Genomic DNA, 26,510 nt, shown 5'->3' with positions numbered 1-26,510 from the left:
AGGGCGATGTCATACAAACCTTCCGCTATCACAGCATTGTTATGTTCTCAGATGGATAACGTGCCACGCCAGAAGGAAGTTGAAAATTGAACCTTGAATAAGAGAGCGTTCTCATAACGAGAACGCTCTGCGAGCGGCTCAGGCGTCAGCCAGATAGCGGTCAATGATGGACTGCAGGCTGCCGTCCTGCTGCCACTGCGTCAGCAGTTCCACGATCTTTTCATAGCGCCCCGGCTGCTGGCGCGGCACGCAAATCGCCTGATTGATGGCGCCGAAGTTGTCCGGCAGCACGCGATAGCCTGCCTGTTCGCGCGCCGCGCGCTCAAGAGGCTGACGAATGCCGGCCGCCATATCCCCTTCTCCTCTCAGAAACGCATCGATTGCAGCCTGGGAGGAGTCGAGTCGGTTCAGCGTCGCGTGCTGCAGTTGGCGCGTCAGATGCAGATCGTAGGCGGCGCCTTTACCGACGTTGATGACTACGCCCGGCCGATCCATCTGGTCAACGCTCCTCCAGCTGCTCTCTGCTTTCACCAGCACCGTCCCTTGAATTTGGATATAGGGCTGCGTAAAGCGCAGCACCTCTTCACGTTTGGGATCGACGGCAAGAAACGCGATATCCCAGCGGCTATTTTGCGCATCGTCCACCACTTTTCCTGCGGTGGGGTAAGTGACGAACCGCGGCTGAGCGCCTAGCGCGGTCGCTATTTTACTGGCGATCTCGACGGTAATGCCGCCGGGTGCGCCGTCTGGTAGGGTGTTGGCCAGAACGGCGTTGCCGAGGTTAATGGCGAAACGGATTTCTGAATCAGCGGTGACTGACATGCGGTTCCTCCGGGAAGCGGTCGTTTGGATCCTGCTGGCTGGTCTCGAAGTTCAACCGCTGGATTTTACCGGCGATGAAGAGATAGCAGCAGAGGTTCAGGAAGGCGCAGACGCCGACGAAAATCAATGCGCCGTTAAAGGAGCCGGTGTCCTTAATAATGTAGGCGATGATAATCGGCGTGAAGATCCCGGAAATATTGCCAATCATATTAAACAGGCCGCCGCTCAGCCCTACCGCTTCTTTCGGTGAGAAGTCGGAGACCACGCACCAGCCCATCGCGCCGAATCCCTTGCCGAAAAAGGCCAGCGACATGATCGCCACGACAATCCACGCAGAGTCGACGTAGTTACAGACCACCATGCTGACGGCCAGCAGCATGCCGATCACGATTGGCGTTTTGCGTGCCGCCGACAGGCTATATCCGCGCTGCAGCATATAGTCAGAAAGCACGCCGCCCAGCAGCGCACCTGCGCAGCCGCACAGCGCGGGCAGCGAGGCGACAAAGCCCGCTTTTAGAATAGTCATACCGCGGTCATGCACCAGGTAGACCGGGAACCAGGTGAGGAAAAAGTAGGAGAGCACGGTGAAAAAGAACTGCCCCATATAGACGCCCAGCGCCAGACGGCTGGTCAGCAATTTTTTGGTGTAGCCTCTGCCGCTGACGTCTCCTTTTTTCGCGGTTTTAAGGTTGGTCAGGCCGCCGCCGGACTGGATATATTCCAGCTCAGCGTTGTTCACCAGCGGATGGACTTTCGGCGTATCGGCCAGCACACGGCTCATCAGCAGCGATATCAGGATGCCGATGCCGCCCATGAACCAGAATACCGACTCCCAGCCGAAGGTATAGGAGAACCAGCCCATCAACGGCAGGAACACCACCAGCGCGAAGTATTGTGCGGCGGTGGTAAAGCCCGAGGCTTTACCACGTTCGCGCGCCGGAAACCAGGCGGCGAGAAAGCGCGAGTTAGCCGGCAGCGTCGGCGCCTCGATCAGCCCCATCATAAAGATAAAGCCAAACATCATGACGCGCGTCACCCAGACGCTGTCGAACGCGGTGCTAAATCCCACCAGGAAAACAAAAAACGACCAGGCGAAGACGCCGGTCACCAGCACCTTTTTCGAGCCAAAGCGGTCCAGCAGCCAGCCCCCGGGATATTGTCCCAGCACGTAAGCCCAGGTGAAAGTAGAGATAAGATAGCCCAGCGCGACAATATCGAGTCCGGCGGCTTTCACCATATCCGTTCCGGCGATAGAAAAAGTAGCGCGATCGCCGTGATTAAGCGCAATACTGAGGAACACCATCAGCAATATCATATAGCGATAGTGCGTTGGTTTATTTTTTCGTGGTGCAGAGTTTAAGGTATCCATTATTTCGGCCTTTTCTGGCATTCGATTAGTTAAATCGGTAAAGTTCAGCCGGGTTTGCCACAAATAACTTGTGCCGAACCTGTTCGTTACTTGCCCAGTGGAAAATTTTCGAAAGAATTAATGCGTCGTCTGGCATCTTTTTATTTGCGCTAATCAGGCTGGGGTGCGGCCAGTCGCTGCCCCACAACACGCGTTCTGTCGCTTCACTTAAAAAACTTTTTATAACGGCGGACATATCCGAGACGTCATCGCGCTGCGACTGGTGATACAGCCCGGAGAGCTTGACCCAGCAGCGTCCCTGATTGATGAGCTCCCACGCTAGCCGCCAGGCCGGATGCGCCATCGGTTCAGGCTGCGGCAGACGAAAAACATGGTCGATCACCAGATTGCCTGGCAGCTGCAGCAGAAGTTTGCGCAGCGACCAGAGCCGATCGGCGCAGGCGTGGATCTGCAAATGCCAGCCGCGCGCCGCCAGCCGATGTGCCAGCGGCAGCATCATCTCCGGCGTGGTGGCGCTGCCGGCGCCGAAGTTAAAACGTACGCCGGTCACGCCCGCCTGCCCGAGCGCCTCCAGTTCAGCATCACTGATCCGATCCGTCACCACCGCTTCGCCGCGCGCGCAGTCGCCCGCCTGCGCCAGGGCCGCCAGCAGACAGCGGTTATCGGTGCCGTAAGATGAGGGCTGCACCAGAACATGCCGCTGAAAACCCAGCCGCTTTTTCAAACGCGAATAGTCATCAAGCGTCGCGTCCGGTAAATTACGCGTATCGTCCGGCGCGTAGGGAAACCGATGGTCATAAATATGGTGATGACAGTCGCAGCTGTTTTCCGGCAACAGGCTGTCCGGCGAAGATGAAATATCGCTATATTTCACCTCCTCCTTAATAGAGTGGCTATTCACGGCTGGCCTTTATTATTGACGGTTAGAAAAGAGATTACGCCATCAGGCGTTTTAATTTCGCGACGGCGGCTTGCGCGCTGCTTAATACCGGACAGGCGGCGGCCGCTTTTATTTCCTCGAAGGCGACTTCCATCGAAAAATGGGCCAAAACGATGGCGTCAACGTGCGGGTTCTGGCGCGCAGCTTCGACCACCAGCCGGTTATGAAGCTCAACGTCGCCTGCGCTCAACGCGTCGCGCGCGCCAGCTACCACCTGTGTTCTCAGCGTGGCCTTCGAACCCTGCGCGGCGGCGAGCTGGTAAAATTCCGCCTCCATGCTCGGCACGGCGGGCGCGAACGTTGCCAGCATCAGAACGTCGTTGCCCTGCGCCAGCGCCGCTTCAAACATCGCTTCGTTGGGCTTCAGCACCGGCAGCGCATGGCGCTGCGCACTGGCGTCGATCGCCTCTCCCAGCGCCGAGCAGGTAAACAGGATCGCAGCGGCGTGCATCGACAATGCATAATCCACCAGCGCGTCGATACGCTGATAAAATTCCGGCGTCAGCGCCCCAACCTTGCCGCGATCGCCGCTCAGCGCGTCATCCAGCAGGTTGGCGATCTCCGCTTCCGGCCACTGCCGCTCGAAGGTGTCGTTGACTGGCGCCACCGCCAGCGGCGTGGCGTGGATCAACACAATGCGTTGGCTCATGTTTTTCTCCCTGCAAACAGGCTGCCGCCTCAGCGGCAGCCTGATGTCAGCCGTTATGCGCGGATGGCTGTCGCCACACGTTCCGCAAAGGCTTTGGTGCCGCAGCTGCCGCCCAGGTCCGGCGTGCGCGATTCCGGGTTTTCCAGCACTTCGTCAATGGCGCGGTTAATTTCCTGCGCGGCCTTGAGGAAGGTCGGCTGGTTATGCTTTTCCGCATACCATGCCAGCATCATCGCCGCCGACAGGATCATCGACACCGGGTTGGCCTTATCCTGATTCTGGATATCCGGCGCAGAGCCGTGCTGAGCCTGCGCGCAGCAGTGGGTATCGCTGGCCATGATAGAGCCTGCCAGACCCAGGCTGCCTGACAGCTCGCTCGCCAGGTCGCTGATGATGTCGCCGTAGAAGTTAGTGGCAACCAGCACGTCAAAACGCTCCGGGTTACGCACCAGGTGCGCGGTCGAAGCATCAACCAGCAGGTCGTCCAGCTCCACTTCCGGGAACTCTTTAGCAACGTCGCGCACGGCTTCGAGGAAAAGACCGTCAGTCATATGGAAGCTGTTGGCCTTGTGGATCGCCGTGACTTTTTTACGACGCTGCATCGCCAGCTCAAACGCCTTGCGCGCGATGCGCTCAGAGCAGTGGCGGGTAATTTTACGGGTCGAAAGCGCCATATCCGGGCTCGGCATCACTTCGCCCCAGCCGCGCGACATATTGCGATCGGGATAGAAGCCCTCAGTCGCTTCGCGCATGATCACCAGGTCCATGGTCTTGCCCTCTTTCATATTCGAGGTCAGGAACGGGCGGGTACGCGCAGGACGCACGTTGGCGTAAAGATCCAGACCGATGCGGAAGCCGGCAGAGACGTTGCGTCCACCCTTCTCCGGCGCCGGATAGTCAGCGTGGGACTGGGTGCCGAGGATAATACCGTCATAGGTTTTGGCTTTTTCCAGCGATGACTGACGCAGGGTAGTACCGTGCAGCTCCAGGCTTTTGAAGCCGACATCCTCATAGTCAAACTCGAAACCCAGGCCATAGGCTTTGTCCAGTGAATTCAGCACGGTTACCGCAGCTGAGGTGATTTCGGGGCCGATGCCGTCACAAGGCAGAACCAGAATACGCATATACACTCCAATAGTAGGTCAGTTTTGATTGCATTTTTATATCAATAAATGCACTGATAGCACGGTGATGCAGATCACATTTATCACACAAAAAAATCACATTTGTTCAAGGCTGTTTGATTTCAGTCAGTTAGCGGCAAGAGAATCGCCAGCCGACATATCCCTCTATATCTCTATTCATTACCCTGCTTACCGCAATCAGTAATCAACCAAGTGCTGGATTAATTTTGTGATCTTAACCACAAATTAACATTCACATACTTTGCATTTATAAGTATATAAAAGCAGTATGTGCCCATTCATTGAGCACGAAGGAAAAAGTATGATCAGGTTAGGCGTTATCGCCGATGACTTTACCGGCGCAACGGATATCGCCAGCTTTATGGTGAACGCCGGCTGGAAAGTGGTGATGTTTAACGGCGTGCCCGAAGAGGCGTTCGCCTCTGAAGGCGTGGACGCGATCGTTATCGCGCTCAAGAGCCGCTCGATTGCGGTAGAGGACGCGGTGAGCCAGTCGCTGGCCGCATCCAACTGGCTCAAGGCGCAGAGCTGTCAGCGTCAGCTGTTTAAATACTGTTCGACGTTTGACTCCACTGCGCAGGGCAATATTGGACCAGTCACCGATGCGCTAATGAAAAACCTCCACGCTGACATGACGCTGGTGTGCCCGGCGGTACCGGATAACGGCCGCACCATCGTGCACGGCCATTTGTTCGTTAAAGGCGAGCTGCTTAACGAAAGCGGCATGCAACACCATCCGGTAACGCCAATGAAAGCGTCATCGCTGAAAAAGCTGATGGAGGCGCAGTCAACCGGCCTGTGCGGCAATATCACCCTCGATACGGTAAAAAATCATCCGGATCAGATTCAGGATCAGCTGACAGCGCTACAGCAGAGTCAGGCTCGCTATGTGATTTTCGACGTGCTCGATAACGCCGATCTGCTGACCGTGGCGCGCGCCACCGCCGCGTTTCCGCTGGTAACGGGTGCTGCCGGACTGGGCTACGCCATCGCGGCGGTTGACAGGCAGCAGCAGCAAGGTGCTGGCAGCGCCATGACCATCGATGCCGAGGGCTATAGCGTGGTGCTGTCGGGAAGCTGTTCGTCGATGACCCGCCAGCAGGTCGATTTCTACCAGCAGCGTGCCGCCTCGCTGGCGCTGGACGTCGAAAAAATCCTTCACGATGCGGCCTATTTGCCTGTCGTGGCGGAGTGGGTACGCCAGCACGCTGAGGACGCCCTCGCCCCGCTGGTCTACGCCACGCAGCCGCCGCAGGTCATCGCGCAGATCCAGCAGAAGTACGGTGCGGCGCGGGTGAGCGAAAAGATTGAAGGGTTTTTCGCCGCGCTGGCGCAGACGCTGAGCCAGCAGGGTTTTAACAAATTCATTGTGGCGGGCGGCGAAACCTCCGGCGCCGTCACGCAGGGACTGCATATTCGCGGCATGGTGATCGGCGACGCCGTCGCCCCTGGCGTGCCCTGGACGCAGGTTCTTGATGAACGAAAATGGGTGATCCTCAAATCCGGCAACTTTGGCAACAGCGATTTCTTCCTGAAAGCACAGGAGCCTTTCCATGAGTGAATATCAACTGCGCCAGGATCTGGTGCGCTACGCCCGCTCAATGTATCAACGCGGCTACAGCAGCGGCGGCGCGGGTAATATTAGCCTGAAGCTGCCAGACGGCAACGTGCTGGCAACGCCGACTAACTCCAGCTTCGGCGATCTTGACCCTGACACGCTGAGCAAAGTGACCATGACTGGCGAGCTGCTGGCGGGAGAGAAAGCGTCAAAGGAGATACTGATGCATCTGGCGATCTACCGCCAGCGCCCGCAGTGCGGCGGCATCGTGCATCTTCATTCTCCGTGGCTGACCGCGCTCTCCTGCCTGCCCGGGCTGGATTATGACAACGCGCTGCCGCCAATCACGCCTTACTATGTAATGCGCGTCGGCAAACTGCCGGTAATTCGCTACATTCGTCCCGGTTCGCCGGTAATAGCCGAAGAGGTGGAAAAACTCGCCGCTGAACATAATTCGATGCTGCTGGCTAATCACGGCCCCATTATTTCCGGCAAAGACATCCGTGAAGCGGTATTCAACGCCGAAGAGCTTGAAGAAACCGCCAGACTCTATTTTATGCTGAAGCCGTTTGGCATGAATTCGCTGACGCCGGAAAATGTCGCCGAATTAAATCACCTTTTTAATATGAAATAGCCACTGTCTTCGCGCCCGGGTGACCTTCGCCCGGGCTTTCTGTGCCCTGAAAATAAAAACAGAGTTAATAAGACCATGTCATTGATGCTGATTACCGGGATCGTCATGTTTATCGTGCTGACCTGGTGTTTACTGAAAAATAGTTTTCCGCCGGGCATTCTGTTTATTATCCTGCCGACGATTGCCGCGCTGATATGCGGATTTGGTTTTAGAGAGCTGGGCGATTATGTTGCGCAGGGGCTGAAGTCGGTGGTGGGCACCGCCACGCTGGTGGCTTTTAGCGCCATGTTCTTTACGCTGATGAAAGAAGCGGGCGTGTTTGACGTCATCGTCCGTTTTATTCTGCGCTTTGTCACCCCGTCAACCTTTTCCATCTTGCTAGCGACGCTGGTCATCGCCTCAGTCTGTAGCCTCGACGGCAACGCTTACGCCACCCTGTTGGTCACCGTGCCCGCGCTGCTGCCCATCTATGAGAAGATGAACATCAGCCGAAAAACGCTGCTGCTGCTGGTGACGGTCGGCGTCGGCGTCACCGGCATTACGCCCTGGGGCGGATCCCTGAACCGCGCCGTCGCGGTCACCCATCTCGATATTCTCGCCGTTTACTACCAGCTACTGCCGCTGCAGGGCGTGCTTTTTGTGCTGGGCGTCCTGCTTTGCGCCTGGATGGCGCGCGTCGAGAACCGCAGAGGATCAGGCATTTCGCCCGAAGCTTTTTATGAGATGCGCCAGGCGATGCTGAACCCGCCGGCCAATCCGCGTCCCTGGCTGCTGAAACTCAACTTTGCGTTGGTTATCGCGACCATTGTAACGCTGGTGGCGGGCTGGGTGGCGGGCAATTTCCTGTTTATGATCGCCTTTGCGCTGGCGGTGATGATTAATTATCCCGACGCCAAAAAAGCGCAGCAGAAAATCAAAGAGTATGCGATTACCATTTTCCCGGTTATCGTGATTTTTCTTACAATCGGCGTCTTTGTCGGCATACTGCAGAATACTGGCATTATCAAAGTGCTGGTCAGTGAACTGGCAGCGATATTTCCTGACAGCCTCGGCCCGTATCTCTATCTTATTCTGGCGGCCTTTAGCGTGCCGGTGGTGATTTTAATCGGCTCGGACGCCTTCTATTTCGCCCTGCTGCCGCTGGCGGTTGGTCTGGGACAGAGTTTTAACGTCTCGCCGCTGCACGTCACCATCGCTATGTTGATCACCGAACAGATTGGTTTGCTGCTGAGCCCGGTTATTCCGGCAACCCATCTCGGCCTGAGTCTGCTCAATCTACGCGTGGACGAGCATATTCGTCACTCCATGATCAAGGTCTGGATCCTGAGCGTTAGCGCGCTGCTGGCGGCGATGCTGCTGGGCATCGTGCCGGTATAACGCCATGATCCCGGCAGAACGACATCAACATATTCTCGACGCGCTGGCCGACGAATCATGCCTTAGCCTTGCAGCGCTGGCGGATCGGCTGCGCGTTTCGGTGATGACCATTCGCCGGGACGTCGCCGAGCTTTCTGCCTCCGGCGCGCTGATCGCCGTGCGCGGCGGGGTCAAGTCAATCGCATCCGTCGCGCGCAGCCGCGAGGGCTTGGCAGAGAGCCGTTCGCTGCTGCGCGCGGCGCTGAGCTATCTTAAAGAGAGTCGCGTTATTTTCCTCGATAGCGGCGCGCTGTGTCGCCAGCTGGCGCAGCAGATCCCCTGGACGGCGGAGATGACGGCGGTGACCAACGACTTCCTGATCGCGGGCGATATCCTGCGTGACACGTCCGCGCAGCTTTTTTTTATTGGCGGCGAACTCAGTCGAAGCGACCATAGCTGCTATAAGTCGCTGGCGCTGGAGTCGCTCGATTCACTGAGCTTCGAGCTGCTTTATCTGTCGCCGATGAGCTGGAGCGAGCGCGGCGTCTGGCATCATGATGAGCATCGTCAGCGCTGGTATCGCGCGCTGGCTACGGCGTCGCGCCGCACGGTACTGCTGGCGGACAGCCGCCGCTACGATCAAAGCGGCCTGTTCAACCTCTATAGCCTCACTATCGCGGACGTGGTGATCACTAATTTTCCTGCGGCGGAAAGAATGCTTCAGGGACGCGTTGATCCGCTGAAGCTGCATCCGCTGCAAGACTGACTCAGGCTTACCCGACAAGGAGAGAACGCATGACGCATACCGCATCCGGTTCCCGGCTGCTCCACCCAGCCGATATTCAGCCACACGAGCGCGGCGGCGGCGCGCGCACTACGCCGCTGGTGACGGCGGGCATGGGCGCCAGCGCCTTCATTACCGGCTACACTGAGTTTGCCGGCGGCGCCAAAATCCCTTTTCACTTTCATAACTGTGAAGAGAGCGTGCTGCTGGTGGAGGGACATGCCATTTTCGATATCGACGGCGAAGCGTTCGATCTTCGGCCGCTGGATGTCACCTTTATTCCCGCAGGCGTGCCGCATCGGTTCAGAAATGCTTCCGCCACCGAGACGATGAAAATTATGTGGATTTATGGTTCACCGGAGGCTACCCGTACGCTGGTGGAAACCGGCGAAACGCGACCGATCGCGGCGGAGCACATTATCAAAGAAAGAGGAGAAAAGAATGCCTGAGATTGTGGTGTATGCGGTAGAAGGCCGCTCTGCCGAGCAGAAGAAAACCCTGATGGTGAAGATCACCGAGGCGGTGGTAGAGAGCTTCGGCGTAGAGCGCGATCGCGTGGTAGTGTCGATCGTCGAGACCAAAGCCAGCGATAAGGCGCGCGGCGGCGTGCTTTATAGCGAACGTGGGAAATAAATAACGCGCCGGAGAAAGGCGCGCTACTTAACTTATATAAGGCCGCTAGCGCGCCGAAGCGTGGTGGCGGCTAAACTGCTGTTCGGTCAGGGTCGCGCCCCACTGATCGCCCTGCCACTCCTTCGTCAGCTTAAAGCCGAAGCGCTCATAAAGACGGCGCGCGGCGTTCAGTCCGCTAAACGTCCAGAGCTGGGTAGCTTCGAAACCACGGCGATCGCAAAATTGCATCGCCTCCGAAAGCAGCCTGTTGCCGATACCGCTTCCCTGAGCGCTTTCATCCAGGATAAACCAGCGCAGATGCGCCTGGTTATCGCCCAGATCCTGACCGTCAATGGCGACTGATCCGACGATAACGCCCTGATCAACCGCCAGCCAGATCTGGTTATCATCTTGATCCAGACGGCCCGCAAACTCGGCAAGACCTGCTGCTACTTTCGCCTCAAAAAAATGTCCGAAATGATAATGTGCGGCGTAGTAGCGCCCGTGCATCTCGGCAATCCGACCAATCATGCCGGGACGATAGCCGGTAACGATTTGCAGACTGGGCGCAGATGCTGCCGGTTCGCCACTGCGACATTTTTCCAGCGCCCGGGCGTAAGCGGATAAGCCCCTGGCAACCTCTCGCTGCTGGTCGGGATCAAGATGCTGGAGCGCGTCAGCGACGCGCATCGCGCCATAATGATGAATCGCATTAACCGTCTCAACGCCCTTTGGCGTAAGCTGCAACTGCTTCACGCGTGCATCCTGCACCGAAGCCACCTCACAGATCTCTCCTGCCGCCAGCAGCTTCGATAGCATGCGGCTGACGCTGGACTTCTCCAGTCCCAGTATCCGCACCAGCTGAGCTGCATTGCGAGCGTTGCCGCTGGCGATCTCCAGTAGACTATGCACCGCAGAAGGTGACCAGTCGGTAGCGGCGAGCGTAGCGTTCATAAAGCCCAGTTCACGCACCATAAGACGTGAAGAGGCGCGGATATCGTTTATCAAACTCTTTGTGAGCACCGGGTTCATTCCGTAGAAATATGTTGGTTGCATAATACAACCATTAACCAGCGGGGCTCTCAATTGCACAGCATTCACGCTATAAATGAAACGCTGTTTTACTTTTATCAATCTGTACTTAATGACAGATGCAAGGAGAGACGATGTCAAAGAAAGCTGCCCTACTGCTGGCTCCGGGCTTCGAAGAAGCGGAAGCCTTTATCACCCTCGATATTCTGAGCCGGCTGGGCGTCGTGGTAACTACCGTCGCCTGCCATCCGCACAATCAGGTTGTCAGCTATCACGGCGTGGTGACGCTGGCGGATCGTTTGCTGGAAGAGACCCAGCACGAGCTGTTCGATGCGGTCATTATTCCCGGTGGCCCGGAGGGCACGATGAATCTGGCCGCGAGCCCAGCGGTGAGCGCCTTTATCCGCCGCCACGACGAGGCGGAGAAGATCATTGCGCCTGTCTGCTCTGCGGCGGCGCGCGTGCTGGCGGGCAACGGTCTGCTGAAAGGACGCCGCTATACCTGCTCGGGCGAACTCTGGATGCACTACGAGGATGGCGAGTATGTGATGGCGGACGTGGTAGAGGATGGCAATCTGCTCAGCGGCAGAGGGCTGGGCGTCGCTTTTGACTTCGCGCTGCAGCTGGCGCTGCGGCTGACCGGCAAGGCGGGCGCGGCGGATTTCCAGGCGGAGCATATCTACTATGACCGCTGGCGCAGCGATCGGCTGGGCAACTAATAGCGGGCCAGCCTGGCTGGCCCGTTTCGATATTACACGCTCGGGAAGGTAATATTGTTGCCCGGCGCCTCACGATGCAGATGGATAAAGTTCAGGTGACGCTCGTACTGATCGAGAATGTCGATAATCACCTGCTCTTTGCTGTAGTCCATCAGATCGTTGCCCTGGCTCCCCTCCAGCAGAAAGGTTTCCAGCCGGTAGTAGGTCGATTTGCCGCTGCGCGCGCGGTAGGTAAAGCCCGGCACGGAATACTGCTGCGGCCACACCTGATAGACGAAATCCTGCTCCTCGCCCAGGTTAACGCGCAAATCGATATAGCCCAGCGCGCTCTCTTCCGCTTCCAGCCGCTCCAGGGTCACGCGACCGCCGCGCAGCTCCAGCTCTTTCGCCACTTCCTGCATCGCCGGAAAGATCACGCTCTCCATCATCTGCTGGGTATAGCGCGAGCCAGGGTAGTTCATCAGCCGCGACAGACGTTTTTTCCAGCTCAGCCGATCATTGCTGGTCGCCAGATAGGGCGCGGTATCGCGGCTGGCGCTGGCGCGACGGTAATCTTCTACCTTCAGGGATTTATAGAGCCCCGCCATCACGAAGAAGATCACGAAGCTGAACGGCAGGCCCATAATCACCGTGGTGTTTTGCAGCGCGGAGATGCCGTTGGTCATCAGCATACTCAGCGTCAGCACGCCGATCGCCACCGACCAGAAGATGCGCAGCCAGTTTGGCGCGTCGCTGTTAATGTCCTTCAGCTTCGATGTGAAGTTGCCCAGCACCAGCGAGCCGGAATCCGCCGACGTCACGTAGAACAGCATACCGGTAATGGTCGCCACTGAAGCGCTCAGCTTAAAGGCGGGATACTGCTCCAGCAGCAGATAGAAGCCGCGTTCCGCATGCGCCATCACCTCCTGCGCAAAGCCGGTATTGCCGTGAATAATCTCGTAGAGCGCGGCGTTGCCGAACACCGACAGCCAGAGCAGCGTGAAGGTAAACGGAATAATCAGCGTGCCCAGCACGAACTCGCGAATGGTGCGGCCGCGCGAAATACGCGCCAGGAACAGACCGACGAACGGCGACCAGGCGACCCACCAGGCCCAGAAAAAGAGCGTCCAGCTGTTCATCCACTGCGTGGGACGATCAAAGGCGAAGGTATTGAGCGTCATGCCCATAAAGCGGTTGATATAGTCGCCGACGTTAAGCACCAGCGCGTTAAGCAGGAAATCGGTTTTGCCGAAAAAGAGCACGAACAGGATCAGGCCAAGCGCCAGCGCCACGTTCAGCTCGGAAAGAATACGAATGCCTTTGTCGACGCCGGAGGTCACCGAAATGGTGGCGATAACCACCGAGAGCACGATCAGCGCGGTCTGCGCCGCCAGCCCTTCAGGGATATCGAACAGTACGTTCAGTCCGTAGTTCAGCTGCACTACGCCGATGCCGAGCGTGGTGGCGATGCCGAAAATGGTGCCGACCACCGCCGCTATATCGACGGTATGGCCGATGGGGCCGTTAATGCGTTTACCAAAGATGGGATAGAGCGCCGAGCGGATGGTCAGCGGTAGGTTGTAGCGATAGCTGAAGTAGCCCAGCGCGATGCCCATCAGCGCATACATCGACCAGCCAGTCAGACCATAATGGAACAGCGTCCAGACCATCGCCTGCCGCGCCGCTTCCAGCGTCTGCCCCGCGCCTTCCGGCGGCTGCATATACTGCGTGACCGGCTCCGCCACCGAGAAAAACATCAGGTCGATGCCGATACCGGCGGCGAACAGCATTGCCGACCAGCTCAGCAGGCTGAACTCCGGCTTGGACTGCTCCGGTCCAAGCTTAATCGCGCCAAAGCGCGAACAGGCCATAAACAGCACAAATACGATGTAAAGCGTCGCGGCCAGCATGTAATACCAGCCGAACGTAGACGATACCCAGTTCACTGCCGCCTGAATCCATGCCGCAGCCTGATCGCTGTAGAGTATCGTCACCAGTGAAAATGTCAGAATCAGTCCGGCCGAGGCGTAGAACACCACGGGATTGATTCTGTCCTTTTCACTTGCAGGTGGATTGATCATCAGTTACCTCTGGTTTATAATAAATTCAACAGGTTATATTGTCCTCCGCGTGTAAACGCGTCTCCTTTATTCTTCTCCTCCTGACCGTTAAGCGTAGCGGTAAAGCGATGAGTTGTACGCTGCGCTTTGCAACAATCCAGGCACAGTATCCTAACAACTTTCTTTTTTATATTGAACGTTCAATCAATAAAAGTTCTAATAGTGGACTTGTTTAGGGCGGAGCGCTTGTTATGCCAAAGGTAGGAATGCAGCCGATTCGACGTCGGCAGCTGATTGATGCCACTCTGGAAACCATTAACGAAGTCGGGATCAACGACGCCACCATCGCGCAGATTGCGCGGCGCGCGGGCGTCTCGACCGGCATCATCAGCCACTACTTCAAAGACAAGAACGGCCTGCTGGAAGCCACCATGCGCGACGTGACGCGGCAGCTGCGCGACGCGGTGGCGGTCAGGCTCCGGCCGCTGGCCGGCGGCAGCACCGAAGCGCGCCTCTGCGCCATCGTCGAAGGCAACTTCGACGAAAGCCAGCTGCATAAGGCGGCGATGAAGGCGTGGCTCGACTTCTGGTCGAGCAGCATGCATCAGCCTCAGCTCAACCGGCTGGAGCGCGTCAGCAGCCGCCGCCTCTTCTCGTCGCTGGCCGCAGAGTTCCGTCGCGAACTGCCGCGCGAGGCGGCGCGCACCGCCGCTTATGGGCTGGCGGCGCTGATCGACGGCCTCTGGCTGCGCGCGGCGCTGGGCGGCAAGCCCTTTGATTTTCAGCTGGCTCGCTCGCTGACGACCCAGTTCATTCGCCAGCAGTTAGCTGGCAACACCCATTCCTGATAAGGAGGAACCATGTCCCGATTCGCAGAGCAGCACCTCTATATTGATGGCGCTTACGTCCCGGCAGCGGCTGGCGACACCTTTGACACCATCAATCCCGCCAACGGCGAAGTGCTGGCGAAGGTGCATGAGGCTGGCCGCGACGACGTCGACCGCGCCGTAGCCGCCGCGCGCAAAGGCCAGAAGGTCTGGGCGGCGATGACCGCGATGCAGCGCTCGCGCATTCTGCGCCGCGCGGTGGATATCCTGCGCGAGCGCAACGATGAGCTGGCCGCGCTGGAGACCCTGGACACCGGCAAGCCGCTGAGCGAAACCGCTAGCGTGGATATCGTTACCGGCGCGGACGTGCTGGAGTACTACGCGGGCCTGATCCCGTCGCTGGAGGGCCAGCAGATCCCGCTGCGCGATACGGCTTTCGTCTATACGCGTCGCGAACCGCTCGGCGTGGTGGCGGGTATCGGCGCGTGGAACTACCCGATTCAGATCGCCCTGTGGAAATCCGCGCCGGCACTGGCAGCCGGCAACGCGATGATCTTTAAGCCGAGCGAAGTGACTCCGCTTACCGCCCTGAAGCTGGCGGAAATCTACAGCGAAGCGGGCGTGCCGGACGGCGTGTTCAATGTGCTGCCGGGCAGCGGCGCGGTGACCGGTCAGCTGCTCACCGAGCATCCCGGCATCGATAAAGTCTCTTTCACCGGCGGCGTCGCCAGCGGCAAAAAAGTGATGGCTAACGCAGCGGGATCGACCCTGAAAGAGGTCACCATGGAGCTGGGCGGCAAGTCGCCGCTGATAGTCTTCGACGATGCGGATCTCGATCTCGCCGCCGATATCGCCATGATGGCCAATTTCTATAGTTCCGGACAGGTCTGTACCAACGGCACGCGCGTCTTTGTTCCAGCCAGCCTGAAAGCCGCGTTTGAAGAGAAAATTTTGGCACGTGTCGCCCGCATTCGCGCCGGCGACCTCAACGATCCCGCGACGAACTTCGGCCCGCTGGTGAGCTTTGGTCATCGCGACAACGTGATGCGCTACATCGAGCGCGGCGTTGCAGAAGGCGCGCGCCTGCTGTGCGGCGGCAAGCGGATGACGGGCGCAGGCTTCGACGCCGGCGCCTGGGTCGAACCTACCGTCTTTACCGACTGCAGCGATGAGATGACCATTGTGCGCGAAGAGATCTTCGGACCGGTGATGTCGATTTTGACCTATCAGAGCGAAGAGGAAGTGGTGCGCCGCGCCAACGCCACCGAGTACGGCCTGGCGGCGGGTCTGGTCACGCAGGATCTCAATCGCGCGCACCGCGTTATTCACCAGATTGAAGCGGGTATCTGCTGGATCAACACCTGGGGCGAATCCGCCGCAGAGATGCCGGTCGGCGGCTATAAGCACTCCGGCGTCGGCCGCGAGAACGGCCTGATGACTCTGCAGAATTATACCCAGGTGAAATCCGTGCAGGTCGAGCTGGACCGTTTTCAGTCTGTATTTTGATTAATGAAGAAACCTGAGGAGCGACTAATGGAATTTGATTACATCATTATCGGAGCCGGATCCGCAGGGAACGTTTTGGCTGCCCGACTGACCGAAGATAGCGACGTCAACGTTCTGCTGCTGGAAGCGGGCGGCCCAGATTACCGTATGGATTTTCGCACGCAGATGCCTGCGGCGCTTGCCTTTCCTTTGCAGGGAAAACGCTACAACTGGGCTTACGAGACCGAGCCGGAACCGCATATGAACAATCGCCGCATGGAGTGCGGACGCGGCAAAGGCCTGGGCGGCTCATCGCTGATCAACGGCATGTGCTACATCCGCGCCAACGCGATGGATCTCGACGGCTGGGCGGAAGCGCCGGGGCTGGAGTCCTGGTGCTATCAGAACTGTCTGCCCTACTACCGCAAAGCGGAAACGCGCGATATCGGGCCGAATGATTATCACGGCGGCGACGGTCCGGTCTGCGTGGCGACGCCGAAGGCGGGCAACAATCCGCTGTTCGCCGCAATGATCGACGCGGGCGTCGAGGCGGGCTATCCGCGCACCGAGGATCTCAACGGCTATCAGCAGGAGGGCTTCGGCCCGATGGATCGTACCGTGACGCCGCAGGGGCGCCGCTCCAGCACCGCGCGCGGCTACCTCGATCAGGCGAAAAACCGCCCGAACCTGAAAATCGTTACCCATGCGACCACCGATCGCATCCTGTTTGACGGCAAGCGCGCCGTCGGCGTGCAGTATCTGCTGGGCGCGAGCAATACCTCGCACAAGGTGCATGCGCGGCGCGAGGTGCTGCTCTGCGCGGGCGCCATCGCCTCGCCGCAGATTTTGCAGCGCTCCGGCGTCGGCGCCGCCAGCCTGCTGAAGTCGTTCGATATTCCCGTGGTGCACGATCTGCCCGGCGTCGGCGAGAACCTTCAGGACCACCTGGAGATGTATCTGCAGTACGAGTGCAAAGAGCCGGTGTCGCTCTACCCTGCGCTGAAGTGGTGGAACCAGCCGAAAATCGGCGCGGAGTGGATGTTCAACGGCACCGGCATCGGCGCCAGCAACCACTTCGAAGCGGGCGGCTTTATCCGCAGCCGTGAAGAGTTCGCCTGGCCGAATATTCAGTATCACTTCCTGCCGGTGGCGATTAACTACAACGGGTCGAACGCGGTCGACGCGCACGGTTTCCAGTGTCATGTCGGCTCGATGCGTTCGCCGAGCCGCGGCCATGTGCGCATTAAGTCGCGCGATCCGCGCCGCCATCCCGCTATTCTGTTCAACTATATGGCGAGCGAGCAGGACTGGCATGAGTTCCGCGACGCGATACGCATCACGCGCCAGATTATCAACCAGCCGGCGCTGGACAAGTTCCGCGGACGCGAAATCAGTCCCGGCGTGGAGTGCGAGACCGACGAGCAGCTGGATGAGTTCGTGCGCAACCATGCGGAAACGGCCTACCATCCTTGCGGCACCTGCAAAATGGGCAGCGATGAGATGGCGGTAGTGGATGGCGAAGGCCGCGTGCACGGCATGCAGGGGTTGCGCGTCGTCGATGCGTCGATTATGCCGCTGATCATCACCGGCAACCTGAATGCGACCACCATTATGATCGGCGAAAAAATCGCCGATAACATTCGTGGCCGCCAGCCGCTTCCCGCCTCTACGGCAAGCTACTTTGTCGCTGGCGAGACGCCGGTACGCGGCGAACCGCGACGCGCTTAACGCGCTTAAGCCCGCTTCGGCGGGCTTTTGCCGTTACATCATCTGCGGCTCGCGGATGGCATTGCCTTTGTCGAAACGCGTCAGGCGGTACGGCGCGATATCGGTAAAGAGCTGCCGATTTGTCATCAGCTGCGCGCAGAGCAGGCCCGCGCCAGGGCCGATGCCGAAACCATGCCCGCTGAAGCCTGAGGCGATAAACAGACCGGGCACGCGCGGCATCTCATCGATAACCGGCACCAGATCCGGCGTGGTATCAATCCAGCCGCCCCAGGCGTGATCGATTTTAATTCCTTCCAGCGCAGGAAACGCCCTCACCAGAATACCCAGCGCTTCATTAAGAATCTGCCGAACGGGCTCAGGATCCAGTACGCGAATCTTCTCGAACGGCGACACCGCGTCATTCGACCAGCGCCCCGCCGCCTCCGGCCCGTTAAAAAATGAGCCGTTCAGCCGGAGCTTGAGCTTTTTGGCGATCTTGCTGCGGTACATAGGGTAGAACTTCGTCGCATAGCGGATATTCTGCGGCGCGAGATCGAGCTGGCCGCGGCCAGGGATCGCCACGGTGTAGCTGCCGTCCAGCCGGCGGCGGATACAGAGCTCCGGCATGCTAAGACAGCCCTGAATTACCTCCGGCGCCGCCGTAGTTTTAAACGCGGTGCCGAGAATATTGGCGCTTGGCAGATCGATGCCGTACTGCTTGCAGAAGCGCGAGCTCCATGCGCCGCCGCAGCAGATCACCTGGCTGGCGCGCACGCGGCCGCGCTCGGTCCAGACGCCGGAGACGCGGCCCGCGCTCATATCCAGACCGCGCACCGCGCAGCGTTGATGAACGGAGGCGCCCAGCTTTTGCGCGCCGACGGCGATAGCAGGCGCCGCCAGCGACGGCTCGGCGCGCCCGTCGGTCGGCGACCAGATGCCGCCGACCCAGCGCGCCTGGTCGCCCAGCCGCTCATGCGCTTCTTTCGGCGACAGCAGATGGCTGACGAAACCGAGCTGCTTCGCCTGTTTGCCCCACTTTTCCCAGCGCGCCACGTCCGCTTCGTTTTGCGTGCCGTAAAGGATGCCGCTGCGGCGAAAGCCGAGATCCAGGCCGATTTCGCCTCCCAGCTCCTCCCATCTCTGCAGGCTGCGCATCGCCAGCGGCAGCTCGTAGAGGTCGCGGTTCTGCTGCCGCACCCAGCCCCAGTTGCGCCCGGACTGCTCGCCGCCGATCACGCCTTTCTCGAACAGCGCCACCGCAACGCCCTGCTTCGCCAGCTCGTAGGCGACGGAAGTGCCGATAATGCCGCCGCCGATCACCACCACATCGACCTGCTCGGGAAATGTCGGGCTGTCTGTCACAGCATTGATTTTTATGCGCATAGAGAAACCTTTTAAGTTCAGGGCATTCAGAGATGCTTTTCAGGCGGGATATGCATGATCCACAACACTCTGGCATCGCTCTCGGTATGGTTGAAAATGTTGTGCGGCAGATGGCTTTTAAACTGAAAACTGTCGCCGGTCATCAGGCGCGCGGTATCGCCATTGATCTCCAGCGTCAGTTCGCCTTCAACCACCAGCCCCGCCTTTTCGCCCTGACCGATCAGCATTTCGTCGGAGCGGACGCCTGGCGGAATGTCGATGACCATGAACTGCATATCGTGGTCGCCCGACGGCGACAGCATCTCTTTGGCGATGCCGCGCTTGCCGACGTTGAAGCGCGGCCGCTCCGCGCCTCGGCGGACGTAATGCTCGGCGCCGCGCAGCGAGGCGGCGCTCTCCTCCAGAAACGCCGTCAGCGGCACTTTTAGCACCAGCCGCAGCTGTTCCAGCACCCGTACGGTGGGATTCGTCAGGTTGCGTTCAATCTGGCTGATAGCGCCGGCGGAAACGTTGGCCAGCAGCGCCAGCTCGGTAATGGTCAGATTGCGCGCCTTGCGCAGGCTTTTCAGCCGCGAGCCGATATCCGTTTCAGCGGCGCCGGGTTCCGCCTTGTGTTGCGATGCGTTTTTCATCTCATGCTCTTGTTTGCCGTCGCGCCTGTTCGCCGACCTGGGTTAAATCAGGGCATGCCCCATTTATCTTTGATGGTCTGAAGCGTGCCGTCCTGTTTCATGGCGGTCAGAGCGCTGTCGATCTCCGCCAGCAGCTTGTCGTTGCCTTTTTTCACGCCGAACGCCATGGGCGAAACATGTTCCGGCTTATAGCCCTCTACAACGTGCATGCCTTTCAGCCCGCCCGCTTTGGCCTGCGCCTTCAGGATGGGATAGTCGTTCATGCCCGCCGCGATGCGGCCCAGCGAAAGATCGCGCGTCATGTCCGCGGGGCTGTCATAGACCTTCACCTCTTTGGCGATGCCGCTCTGCATCAGGCTTTGCGTGTAGTCGGTGCCCGCCATGGTGCCCACCACGTCCCCTTTCAAATCCTGCCAGGAGTCATATTTTTTAGCGTTGTCGTCGCGCACCACCAGCCCTGCGCCGAAAGCGGTGACCGGCTGCGAGAAACCGATTCGCTTCGCGCGTTCCGGCGTCGGCGTCATACCGGCGACGATCATATCGATTTTCCCGGCGATAACCGACTGAATCAGCGTTGAGAACGGCACGGCGGTAAAATTGACTTCCAGATGCTGACGCCTGGCCACTTCCGCCGCGACGTCCGGCATAAAGCCTTCAATTTTTCCGCTCTGGGTATTCAGGAAGGTGGTAGGCGCGCTGGAGGGCGGCGACCCTGCCGTTAACGCGGCGGCCTGGGCGTTAACGCTGACTACTGCGGCGATGCTCAAGGCTATGGAGATATTCAGCAGGCTTATTTTACGGGCGACAGACATAACTCACTCCTGGTTCAGTAGCGAAAGGGCGAACGTCTTTTTCACTATAATGAAATTTATGCTGCCGCTGTCAACGTTTTATTTTGCGAAAACGCCGCACCTCACACATTGCTGAAAAAGCCGTTGCTTTAATCATTTCGCCTATCTATAGCTGTTTCTTATCGCGGTAATAACAATTCGCTATCTCGCGAGAACCGGTATTTATTGACAGCGTGTGGCGGGTAAAGATATTCATTATAATGAATTGCCGTTGCCCCAAACCCCGTTACGCAGCACGTTCAGGAGCCTAAGATGGACTGGAGCAGCATTCATACGTATCTGCCCTTTTTGCTAAAAGGGGCTGAAATGACGATCTCTATCACGCTATTGTCGCTGGTGATTAGCACGCCGCTGGGATTAATATTTGCCGCCGCAAAGATGTGCCCGTGGAAAATTATTTCCTGGCCGGTAGCGACGGTGATTAATATTACCCGCGGCCTGCCGATGATTGTGGTGCTGTTTTATATCTACTTTGTTTTCCCCGATATTGGCATCACCCTGACCTCTTTTCAGGCCAGCGTCATCGGCATCGCTTTTTGCTTTTCCACCTATATCGCCGAGATATTTCGCGCCGGCATCGAGTCGGTCGATCGCGGTCAGTTTGAAGCGGCGCGCTCAATGGGCATGGGCTTTGCCAAAGCGATGCGTCGCGTGATCCTGCCGCAGGCGTTTCACGTCGCGCTGCCGCCCTACAGCAATACGCTGGTGATGATGCTGAAAGATTCCGCCCTCGCCTCCACCATCGCCGTTACGGAGATGACCCGACAAGGTCAGCTGATCGCCGCGTCGACTTTTGACAACACCACGGTTTATACGCTGGTGGCGGTACTCTATCTGCTGCTGTGCATGCCGCTGATGGCGCTGACCAAACGGCTGGAAAAACGCCAGATTAAAGGAGCCTGAGATGATCGAGATTGACGAAGTCCACAAAAAATTCGGCCGCGTCGAGGTATTGAAAGGCGTCAGTTTTTCCGTAAACGCTGGCGAGGTGGTCTGCCTGATTGGCCCGTCCGGCTCTGGCAAATCGACCATTTTGCGCTGCATCAACGGGCTGGAAAGCTATGAAGGCGGCGAGATCCGCGTGCTGGATCGACGGGTCGATAACCGCCATAAGAGCATTAACGATCTGCGTCGCCAGATCGGCATGGTGTTTCAGCGCTTCAACCTTTTCCCGCACCGCAGCGTGCTGGAAAATGTGATGGAAGGCCCTGTTCACGTCAACGGCGAGTCGCGCGCTCAGGCGGAAAAACGCGCCAAATCCCTGCTGGCGCTGGTAGGGCTGGCGGACAAGATCAACGCCTGGCCGGGGCAGCTCTCCGGCGGCCAGCAGCAGCGCGTAGCCATTGCGCGCACGCTGGCGCTGCAGCCGAAAGCAATACTGTTCGACGAGCCGACATCCGCGCTCGATCCTGAACTGGTCGGCGAAGTCTTGCAGGTGATGCGCAACCTGGCGCAGGAAGGGATGACGATGATTGTCGTCACGCATGAGATGCAGTTCGCCCGCGAAGTGGCCGATCGCGTCTGCTTTCTGCACAGCGGGCAGATTGTCGAACAGGGACCGGCGCAGCAAATTCTGCTGCAGCCTCAGGAAGCGCGCACGCAGGACTTCCTGCGTCGCGTTCTCGGCAGCAGCGACAGCCATTTTTGTCGCCAGTGTCAGGCGGTCGTTTAAAGGCTGCGCGCTCTGCGCGCGGCTGGTGCTAAACCGCAGTGGAGGACGCAGCGCCGGCGCGGCGCAGGTGTCTGCGCGCAGGACCTCTGTTCTCATAAAGTTATTCAGCGTTTATTCCTTCCGCTGACCCGCCGATTTGCCGCTTGGCTTTTTTTGTTTTGCTTCAAATACTTGTGAGAAAACCAGGCAGGGTTATACTTCGATCAACAGTGATTGCTCACTGAAACTAATAATCTCTACCCCCTTTTCTCTGCGTGCGGGATAACGCTTTTACTGCGGCCAGGCCCGGCCGGTCGCGCACCGTCTTCTTTTCCGGACACGGAATTCACGACAGCAACGTTGTTCTCTATAGCTTTTCCAACCTGATTGCTATGCCGGGGAGCATTCCGCGCGCGCAATAGCATAGGCCCTTTTTAATCCTGATTTTTACAGGAGGAGACGATGTTGCCTTTTTCTAGCTTCTGGCAGGCCGGGTACGAAGGCGCCGACCATATCAATACGGCAGGCCAGCGCCTGGTGATGGATGCGTTAACGGGACATCAAACGCGGTTTTACAGCGACTATCTCGCTTTACAGCATTTTGGCATCCGTACCGTGCGCGAGAGCATCGGCTGGCGCCAGGCGGAAGAGGATCCGGAACGGACGTTCGCCACGCTGCGCGCCAAAATGGAGGCGGCGCAGGAGCTGGGCATTCAGATTAACTGGACCTTCTGCCACTACGGCTGGCCCGACGACGTCGATCTTTTTTCAGACAACTTTGTCCCGCGCTTCGCCGCTTTTTGCCAGCGCGTCGCCGCTTTCCTGGCGCCCTGGTATCGTCGTGCGCCGATCTATTCGCCGATGAATGAGATCTCTTTTCTTAGCTGGGGCCTGTCGGTCGGTCTGTTCGGCAACCACCGCGAGGCGGATCCTGACGATATCAAGCGCCAGCTGGTGCGCGCGACCCTCGCGGGCTGCGACGCCATCTGGCTGGCCGATCCCCGGGCGCGCTTTCTTCATTGCGATCCTATTATTCACCTGGTTCCCGATGAAGAGAGCGAAGCCTGTTATCAGCTCACCGCCGAGTTGAACGACGCGCAGTTTCAGGCCTGGGATATGCTGGCCGGCATACGCAACCCGGAGCTGGGCGGCGCGCCGCGCTATCTCGATATCATCGGCGCCAACTACTATCACGCCAATCAATGGGAGGCCAATTCCAATCAGCGGCTGGCGTGGCACCTGGGCGACGGGCGAAGAAAGCCGCTCCATAAGCTGCTGCTGAATTTAGCGCAGCGCTATCAGCGTCCGATACTGCTGGCGGAAACCAGCCATGTCGGCAGCGGTCGTCCCGCCTGGATGAGCTATATCACCGCGCAGATTGCGCAGGCGCAGCTGGACGGCTGCGAAATCCTGGGCGTCTGCATTTACCCCATTATAGAAAGCCCTCTCTGGGAAGATCCTCATCACTGGCCGCGCAGCGGTCTGTGGGATGTCGCCCCTGATTTTACGCGTCAGCTGCACCAGCCTACCGCCGCAGCGTTGCGGCAATCACAACGTTCGCTGCACCGGTTTCACGCGCTTTTGTCGCCGGCCGGCGAGCCACAGGAGTCCTCTATGAAACAGTCCGTTTTGGTGGTATTTAGTCATCTTCGCTGGGGTTTCGTCTTTCAACGGCCACAGCATTTACTGTCGCGTCTTGCCCAGCACCATCGCGTGCTGTTCATTGAGGAGCCGGTTTATCAGCCCGGCGAGGCGGGTTTACGACAGCAGTCGCCCGCGCCTAACGTTACCGTTATCGAGCCGCATACTGACGTCGCGGCGCCGGGCTTCCATGACAGCCAGATCGCCGTGCTGCAGCCCCTGCTCGCCACGCTGCTGGATAGCGATGAGCAGCCGCTGGTATGGTTTTATACGCCAATGGCGCTGCCGCTGCTGGCCTGCTTCAATCCCAGCGCCATTATCTATGACTGCATGGATGAGCTTTCCGCCTTCAATATGGCGCCGCGCCAGCTGCAGCAGCGCGAGTCCGCGCTGCTGAGTCGCGCCGACGTGGTCTTTACCGGCGGCACCAGCTTGTATGAAGCGAAGAAGCACCGCCACCAGAACGTGCACTGTTTTGCCAGCAGCGTCGACGCCGCGCATTTCGAGCAGGCGCTCGATCGCAGCAACGGCCACCCGCTGCAGGAAAATCTGCCTGGCCCGATACTGGGCTACTACGGCGTGATTGACGAGCGTATGGATATCGCGCTGGTCGCCGCCCTCGCCGATGCGCATCCCGACTGGCACATCGCCATGGTCGGCCCGGTAGTGAAAATCGATCCGCTCAGCCTGCCGCAGCGGCCCAATCTGCACTGGTTCGGCCAGCAGCCCTATGAAGCGCTGCCTCATTTTCTGGCCGGATGGGACGTCTGTCTGATGCCGTTCGCGCTGAACGCCTCAACGCGTTTTATCAGTCCGACCAAAGTGCTGGAGTATATGGCGGCGCAGCTGCCGATCGTCAGCACCGCCGTGCCGGATGTGGTGCGTCATTACAGCGATATCGTCAGTATCGCCGACACGCCGCAGGGCTTTATCCTCGCCTGCGAAGCCGCGCTGGGGCTGAGCGAGGAGGCGCGGCGCCAGCAGGCAGCGCAGATGGCGGCGATCATCGCCGAAACTTCGTGGGATCGTACCGCGGAACAGATGCAGGCGCATATCGCCAGCCTGCGCGATAACGTGGTGCAGCCGGTTGTCGCCGCGAAAGTACCGGAAACTACCGACGGCGTGCGCGCGGTAACGCTGCGCCCGGTGGAGTGTCTGATCCTCGGCGCCGGGCCGACTGGCCTGAGCGCGGGCTACCACTACGGCGAAGGCGCGGTGGTGCTGGAGAAAAACGAGACGCCTGGCGGCTGGTGCCGCTCTATCGCAGATAAGGGATTTACCTTCGATTATGCGGGCCACATTATGTTCTCCAACGATCCCTACGTGCTTCAGCTTTACGACAAACTGCTGGGCGATAACCTGCACTGGCAAAACCGCGAAGCCTGGGTTTACAGCCATGACGTCTTCACCCGTTATCCTTTCCAGTCGGCGCTACATGGGCTGCCGGCAGAGGTGATTGGCGAATGCGTGCTGGGCGCCATTGAGGCGCGTTACGGTGTCACGGGAGCGCAGGAGGCGGCGCCGCTTAGCGCAGTGCGTTCGGCGGCCAATACCGACTGCCGCGACTGCTGCGCCGACGGCGTACTGGGTAGCGAAGCAACTGAACCCGCCGGCGCAGAAGAGATGAACGAGGATTTCGAGCGCTTTATCTTTCGCACCTGGGGACGCGGCATCGCGCATCACTTTGCCGTTCCCTACAACCGAAAACTGTGGAAAACCCCGCTTGCCGATATGGAAACCTCCTGGCTCGGCGGGCGCGTTCCGCTGCCCGATCTTCAGCAGATCATCTCTGGCGCGCTGGCGCCGCTGGATAAACCGGTCGGCCCGAATGCCCGCTTTGGCTACCCGAAACGCGGCGGTTTTCAGGCGCTGATGAATGGCTTCCTGCCGCATCTTAGCTGCGTACTGGAAACGGATGCAGAGATAGCCGACATCCAGCCGCAAAGCCGCAGCGTAATCCTTAAGGATGGTCGTCACTATCACTACGATCAGATGATCAGCACTCTGCCGCTACCCGAGCTGGTGCGCCTGATGGGCAACCGCGCGCCGCAGGCAGTGCAGCAAGCCGCCTCGCTGCTGCGTCACGTGTCGGTGCGCTGCGTTAACCTCGGCATCGGACGCGCCAACCTCAGCGACAAGCACTGGATCTACTATCCTGGCGATACGCTGTTCCACCGTATTTTCCTGCAGGGCAATGCCAGCCCGGAATGCAACCCGCCAGGCGGTTTTGGTTTGACCTGCGAAATCACTTATCGCGCCGATCAGCCGCTGCCGTATGAAGGCGAGGCGCTGATCCAGCGCTGCATTAATGACTGTATTCGCGTCGGCATTATTCGCGAGGATGACGTTATCGTCACCGCCAATGAGGTGGATATGCCGTATGCCTATGTGGTTTACGATCATCAGCGCAAAGCGAACGTCGAACTGATCCGCAGCTGGCTGGCGGCGCAGGGCATTCATCTTTCCGGACGTTACAGCGAATGGGAGTATTACAATTCGGATCACGCTTTCCTGGCGGGCAAGCGCGCGGCCGAAACGGTGAAAGCGCTGCTTACTAACCGTAAGACAACGGCGTAACCAAAGCGGACGCCGGGCGCGTTGCGTCTGGCGTCCACTATCGATCCCGGTAGCAAAAAGGATCCTCCAGATCTCTGGCTTTCTATAATAGGCATTA

The 26,510-nt window shown here is 58.8% G+C and carries 23 protein-coding genes; 13 read left to right on the top strand and 10 right to left on the bottom strand.

Features of this window, described 5'->3' with window-relative positions:
• Window positions 1–138 precede the first annotated feature (138 nt).
• The 5 genes from JS46_RS05630 to JS46_RS05610 all read right to left on the bottom strand — a co-directional run bounded on the left by JS46_RS05630 (window position 139) and on the right by JS46_RS05610 (window position 4,904).
• Window positions 139–822: a transporter substrate-binding domain-containing protein gene (locus tag JS46_RS05630; protein WP_033748818.1), complete on the bottom strand. Its 684-nt coding sequence runs from the start codon at window positions 820–822 to the stop codon at window positions 139–141.
• A complete protein-coding gene (locus JS46_RS05625; RefSeq protein ID WP_072010396.1) occupies window positions 806–2,212 on the bottom strand; it encodes an MFS transporter in 1,407 nt (468 codons plus the stop codon). The genes JS46_RS05630 and JS46_RS05625 overlap by 17 nt, the downstream gene beginning before the upstream one ends.
• A 4-nt stretch (window positions 2,213–2,216) precedes the next feature.
• The gene (locus JS46_RS05620; protein ID WP_235212968.1) at window positions 2,217–3,065 is read right to left on the bottom strand and encodes an amidohydrolase; all 849 of its coding nucleotides are present in this window, start codon (window positions 3,063–3,065) and stop codon (window positions 2,217–2,219) included.
• A 61-nt stretch (window positions 3,066–3,126) separates the two neighbouring features.
• The gene (locus tag JS46_RS05615; RefSeq protein ID WP_033748815.1) at window positions 3,127–3,780 is read right to left on the bottom strand and encodes an arylsulfatase; all 654 of its coding nucleotides are present in this window, start codon (window positions 3,778–3,780) and stop codon (window positions 3,127–3,129) included.
• Window positions 3,781–3,833: 53 nt separating this feature from the next.
• Window positions 3,834–4,904 carry an isocitrate/isopropylmalate dehydrogenase family protein gene (locus tag JS46_RS05610; RefSeq protein ID WP_033748813.1) on the bottom strand — a complete coding sequence of 357 codons (1,071 nt, stop codon included), beginning with the start codon at window positions 4,902–4,904 and terminating at the stop codon, window positions 3,834–3,836.
• A 322-nt stretch (window positions 4,905–5,226) separates the two neighbouring features.
• Between JS46_RS05610 and otnK the strand changes: the two genes are divergently transcribed.
• From otnK to JS46_RS05580, 6 genes are all read left to right on the top strand, one after another.
• Entirely contained in the window at window positions 5,227–6,486 is a 1,260-nt protein-coding gene (gene otnK, locus JS46_RS05605) for a 3-oxo-tetronate kinase (RefSeq protein WP_033748811.1), read from the top strand.
• Window positions 6,479–7,117, top strand: coding sequence for an aldolase (locus JS46_RS05600; protein WP_033748810.1), 639 nt, complete (start codon window positions 6,479–6,481; stop codon window positions 7,115–7,117). Before otnK ends, JS46_RS05600 begins: the two co-directional genes overlap by 8 nt.
• Before the next feature lie 75 nt (window positions 7,118–7,192).
• The gene (locus JS46_RS05595; protein ID WP_033748809.1) at window positions 7,193–8,494 is read left to right on the top strand and encodes an SLC13 family permease; all 1,302 of its coding nucleotides are present in this window, start codon (window positions 7,193–7,195) and stop codon (window positions 8,492–8,494) included.
• 4 nt (window positions 8,495–8,498) lie between these two features.
• Window positions 8,499–9,239 (top strand): DeoR/GlpR family DNA-binding transcription regulator, encoded by a 741-nt coding sequence (locus JS46_RS05590; protein WP_033748806.1) that lies wholly within the window; start codon window positions 8,499–8,501, stop codon window positions 9,237–9,239.
• Between the two features lie 29 nt (window positions 9,240–9,268).
• Window positions 9,269–9,706 carry a cupin domain-containing protein gene (locus JS46_RS05585; protein WP_033748804.1) on the top strand — a complete coding sequence of 146 codons (438 nt, stop codon included), beginning with the start codon at window positions 9,269–9,271 and terminating at the stop codon, window positions 9,704–9,706.
• Window positions 9,699–9,890 carry a tautomerase family protein gene (locus JS46_RS05580; protein ID WP_033748802.1) on the top strand — a complete coding sequence of 64 codons (192 nt, stop codon included), beginning with the start codon at window positions 9,699–9,701 and terminating at the stop codon, window positions 9,888–9,890. The genes JS46_RS05585 and JS46_RS05580 overlap by 8 nt, the downstream gene beginning before the upstream one ends.
• Window positions 9,891–9,935: 45 nt before the next feature.
• Here the strand turns inward: JS46_RS05580 and JS46_RS05575 are convergent, their stop codons facing one another.
• Window positions 9,936–10,925, bottom strand: coding sequence for a helix-turn-helix domain-containing GNAT family N-acetyltransferase (locus JS46_RS05575; protein ID WP_051905578.1), 990 nt, complete (start codon window positions 10,923–10,925; stop codon window positions 9,936–9,938).
• Between the two features lie 110 nt (window positions 10,926–11,035).
• On the opposite strand from JS46_RS05575, the gene JS46_RS05570 reads away from it, so the two are divergent.
• Entirely contained in the window at window positions 11,036–11,620 is a 585-nt protein-coding gene (locus JS46_RS05570; RefSeq protein ID WP_033748798.1) for a DJ-1/PfpI family protein, read from the top strand.
• A gap of 32 nt (window positions 11,621–11,652) precedes the next feature.
• Here JS46_RS05570 and JS46_RS05565 read toward each other — a convergent pair whose 3' ends face one another.
• Complete coding sequence (locus tag JS46_RS05565; protein ID WP_033748797.1) at window positions 11,653–13,680, bottom strand: choline transporter; 2,028 nt, start codon at window positions 13,678–13,680, stop codon at window positions 11,653–11,655.
• A gap of 230 nt (window positions 13,681–13,910) precedes the next feature.
• On the opposite strand from JS46_RS05565, the gene betI reads away from it, so the two are divergent.
• From betI to betA, 3 genes are read left to right on the top strand one after another with little or no spacing between them, the layout of a single operon-like run.
• Window positions 13,911–14,507 (top strand): transcriptional regulator BetI, encoded by a 597-nt coding sequence (gene betI, locus JS46_RS05560; RefSeq protein ID WP_033748796.1) that lies wholly within the window; start codon window positions 13,911–13,913, stop codon window positions 14,505–14,507.
• 12 nt (window positions 14,508–14,519) lie between these two features.
• Window positions 14,520–15,992, top strand: coding sequence for a betaine-aldehyde dehydrogenase (gene betB, locus JS46_RS05555; protein ID WP_033748795.1), 1,473 nt, complete (start codon window positions 14,520–14,522; stop codon window positions 15,990–15,992).
• Window positions 15,993–16,019: 27 nt separating this feature from the next.
• Window positions 16,020–17,699: a choline dehydrogenase gene (gene betA, locus JS46_RS05550; RefSeq protein ID WP_033748793.1), complete on the top strand. Its 1,680-nt coding sequence runs from the start codon at window positions 16,020–16,022 to the stop codon at window positions 17,697–17,699.
• Window positions 17,700–17,732: 33 nt separating this feature from the next.
• On the opposite strand, the gene JS46_RS05545 is transcribed toward betA, so the two are convergent.
• From JS46_RS05545 to JS46_RS05535, 3 genes are read right to left on the bottom strand one after another with little or no spacing between them, the layout of a single operon-like run.
• Entirely contained in the window at window positions 17,733–19,061 is a 1,329-nt protein-coding gene (locus JS46_RS05545; RefSeq protein WP_033748791.1) for an FAD-binding oxidoreductase, read from the bottom strand.
• Window positions 19,062–19,087: 26 nt separating this feature from the next.
• Window positions 19,088–19,693 (bottom strand): cupin domain-containing protein, encoded by a 606-nt coding sequence (locus JS46_RS05540; protein WP_033748790.1) that lies wholly within the window; start codon window positions 19,691–19,693, stop codon window positions 19,088–19,090.
• A 47-nt stretch (window positions 19,694–19,740) separates the two neighbouring features.
• Window positions 19,741–20,505, bottom strand: coding sequence for an ABC transporter substrate-binding protein (locus tag JS46_RS05535; RefSeq protein WP_051905577.1), 765 nt, complete (start codon window positions 20,503–20,505; stop codon window positions 19,741–19,743).
• Between the two features lie 291 nt (window positions 20,506–20,796).
• Here JS46_RS05535 and JS46_RS05530 point away from each other — a divergent pair, with 291 nt between their 5' ends.
• From JS46_RS05530 to JS46_RS05520, 3 genes are all read left to right on the top strand, one after another.
• Window positions 20,797–21,447 (top strand): amino acid ABC transporter permease, encoded by a 651-nt coding sequence (locus JS46_RS05530; protein WP_033748787.1) that lies wholly within the window; start codon window positions 20,797–20,799, stop codon window positions 21,445–21,447.
• A gap of 1 nt (window position 21,448) precedes the next feature.
• Entirely contained in the window at window positions 21,449–22,216 is a 768-nt protein-coding gene (locus tag JS46_RS05525) for an amino acid ABC transporter ATP-binding protein (protein ID WP_033748784.1), read from the top strand.
• Between the two features lie 441 nt (window positions 22,217–22,657).
• Complete coding sequence (locus JS46_RS05520) at window positions 22,658–26,413, top strand: NAD(P)-binding protein (RefSeq protein ID WP_033748783.1); 3,756 nt, start codon at window positions 22,658–22,660, stop codon at window positions 26,411–26,413.
• Window positions 26,414–26,510 lie beyond the last annotated feature (97 nt).

This window comes from Pantoea sp. NGS-ED-1003 (assembly GCF_000738765.1).
GTDB classification, from domain to species: Bacteria; Pseudomonadota; Gammaproteobacteria; order Enterobacterales; family Enterobacteriaceae; genus Pantoea; species Pantoea septica.
Note: the sequence above shows the minus strand (reverse complement) of the source record. Positions and strands in the feature narration are given on the sequence as shown.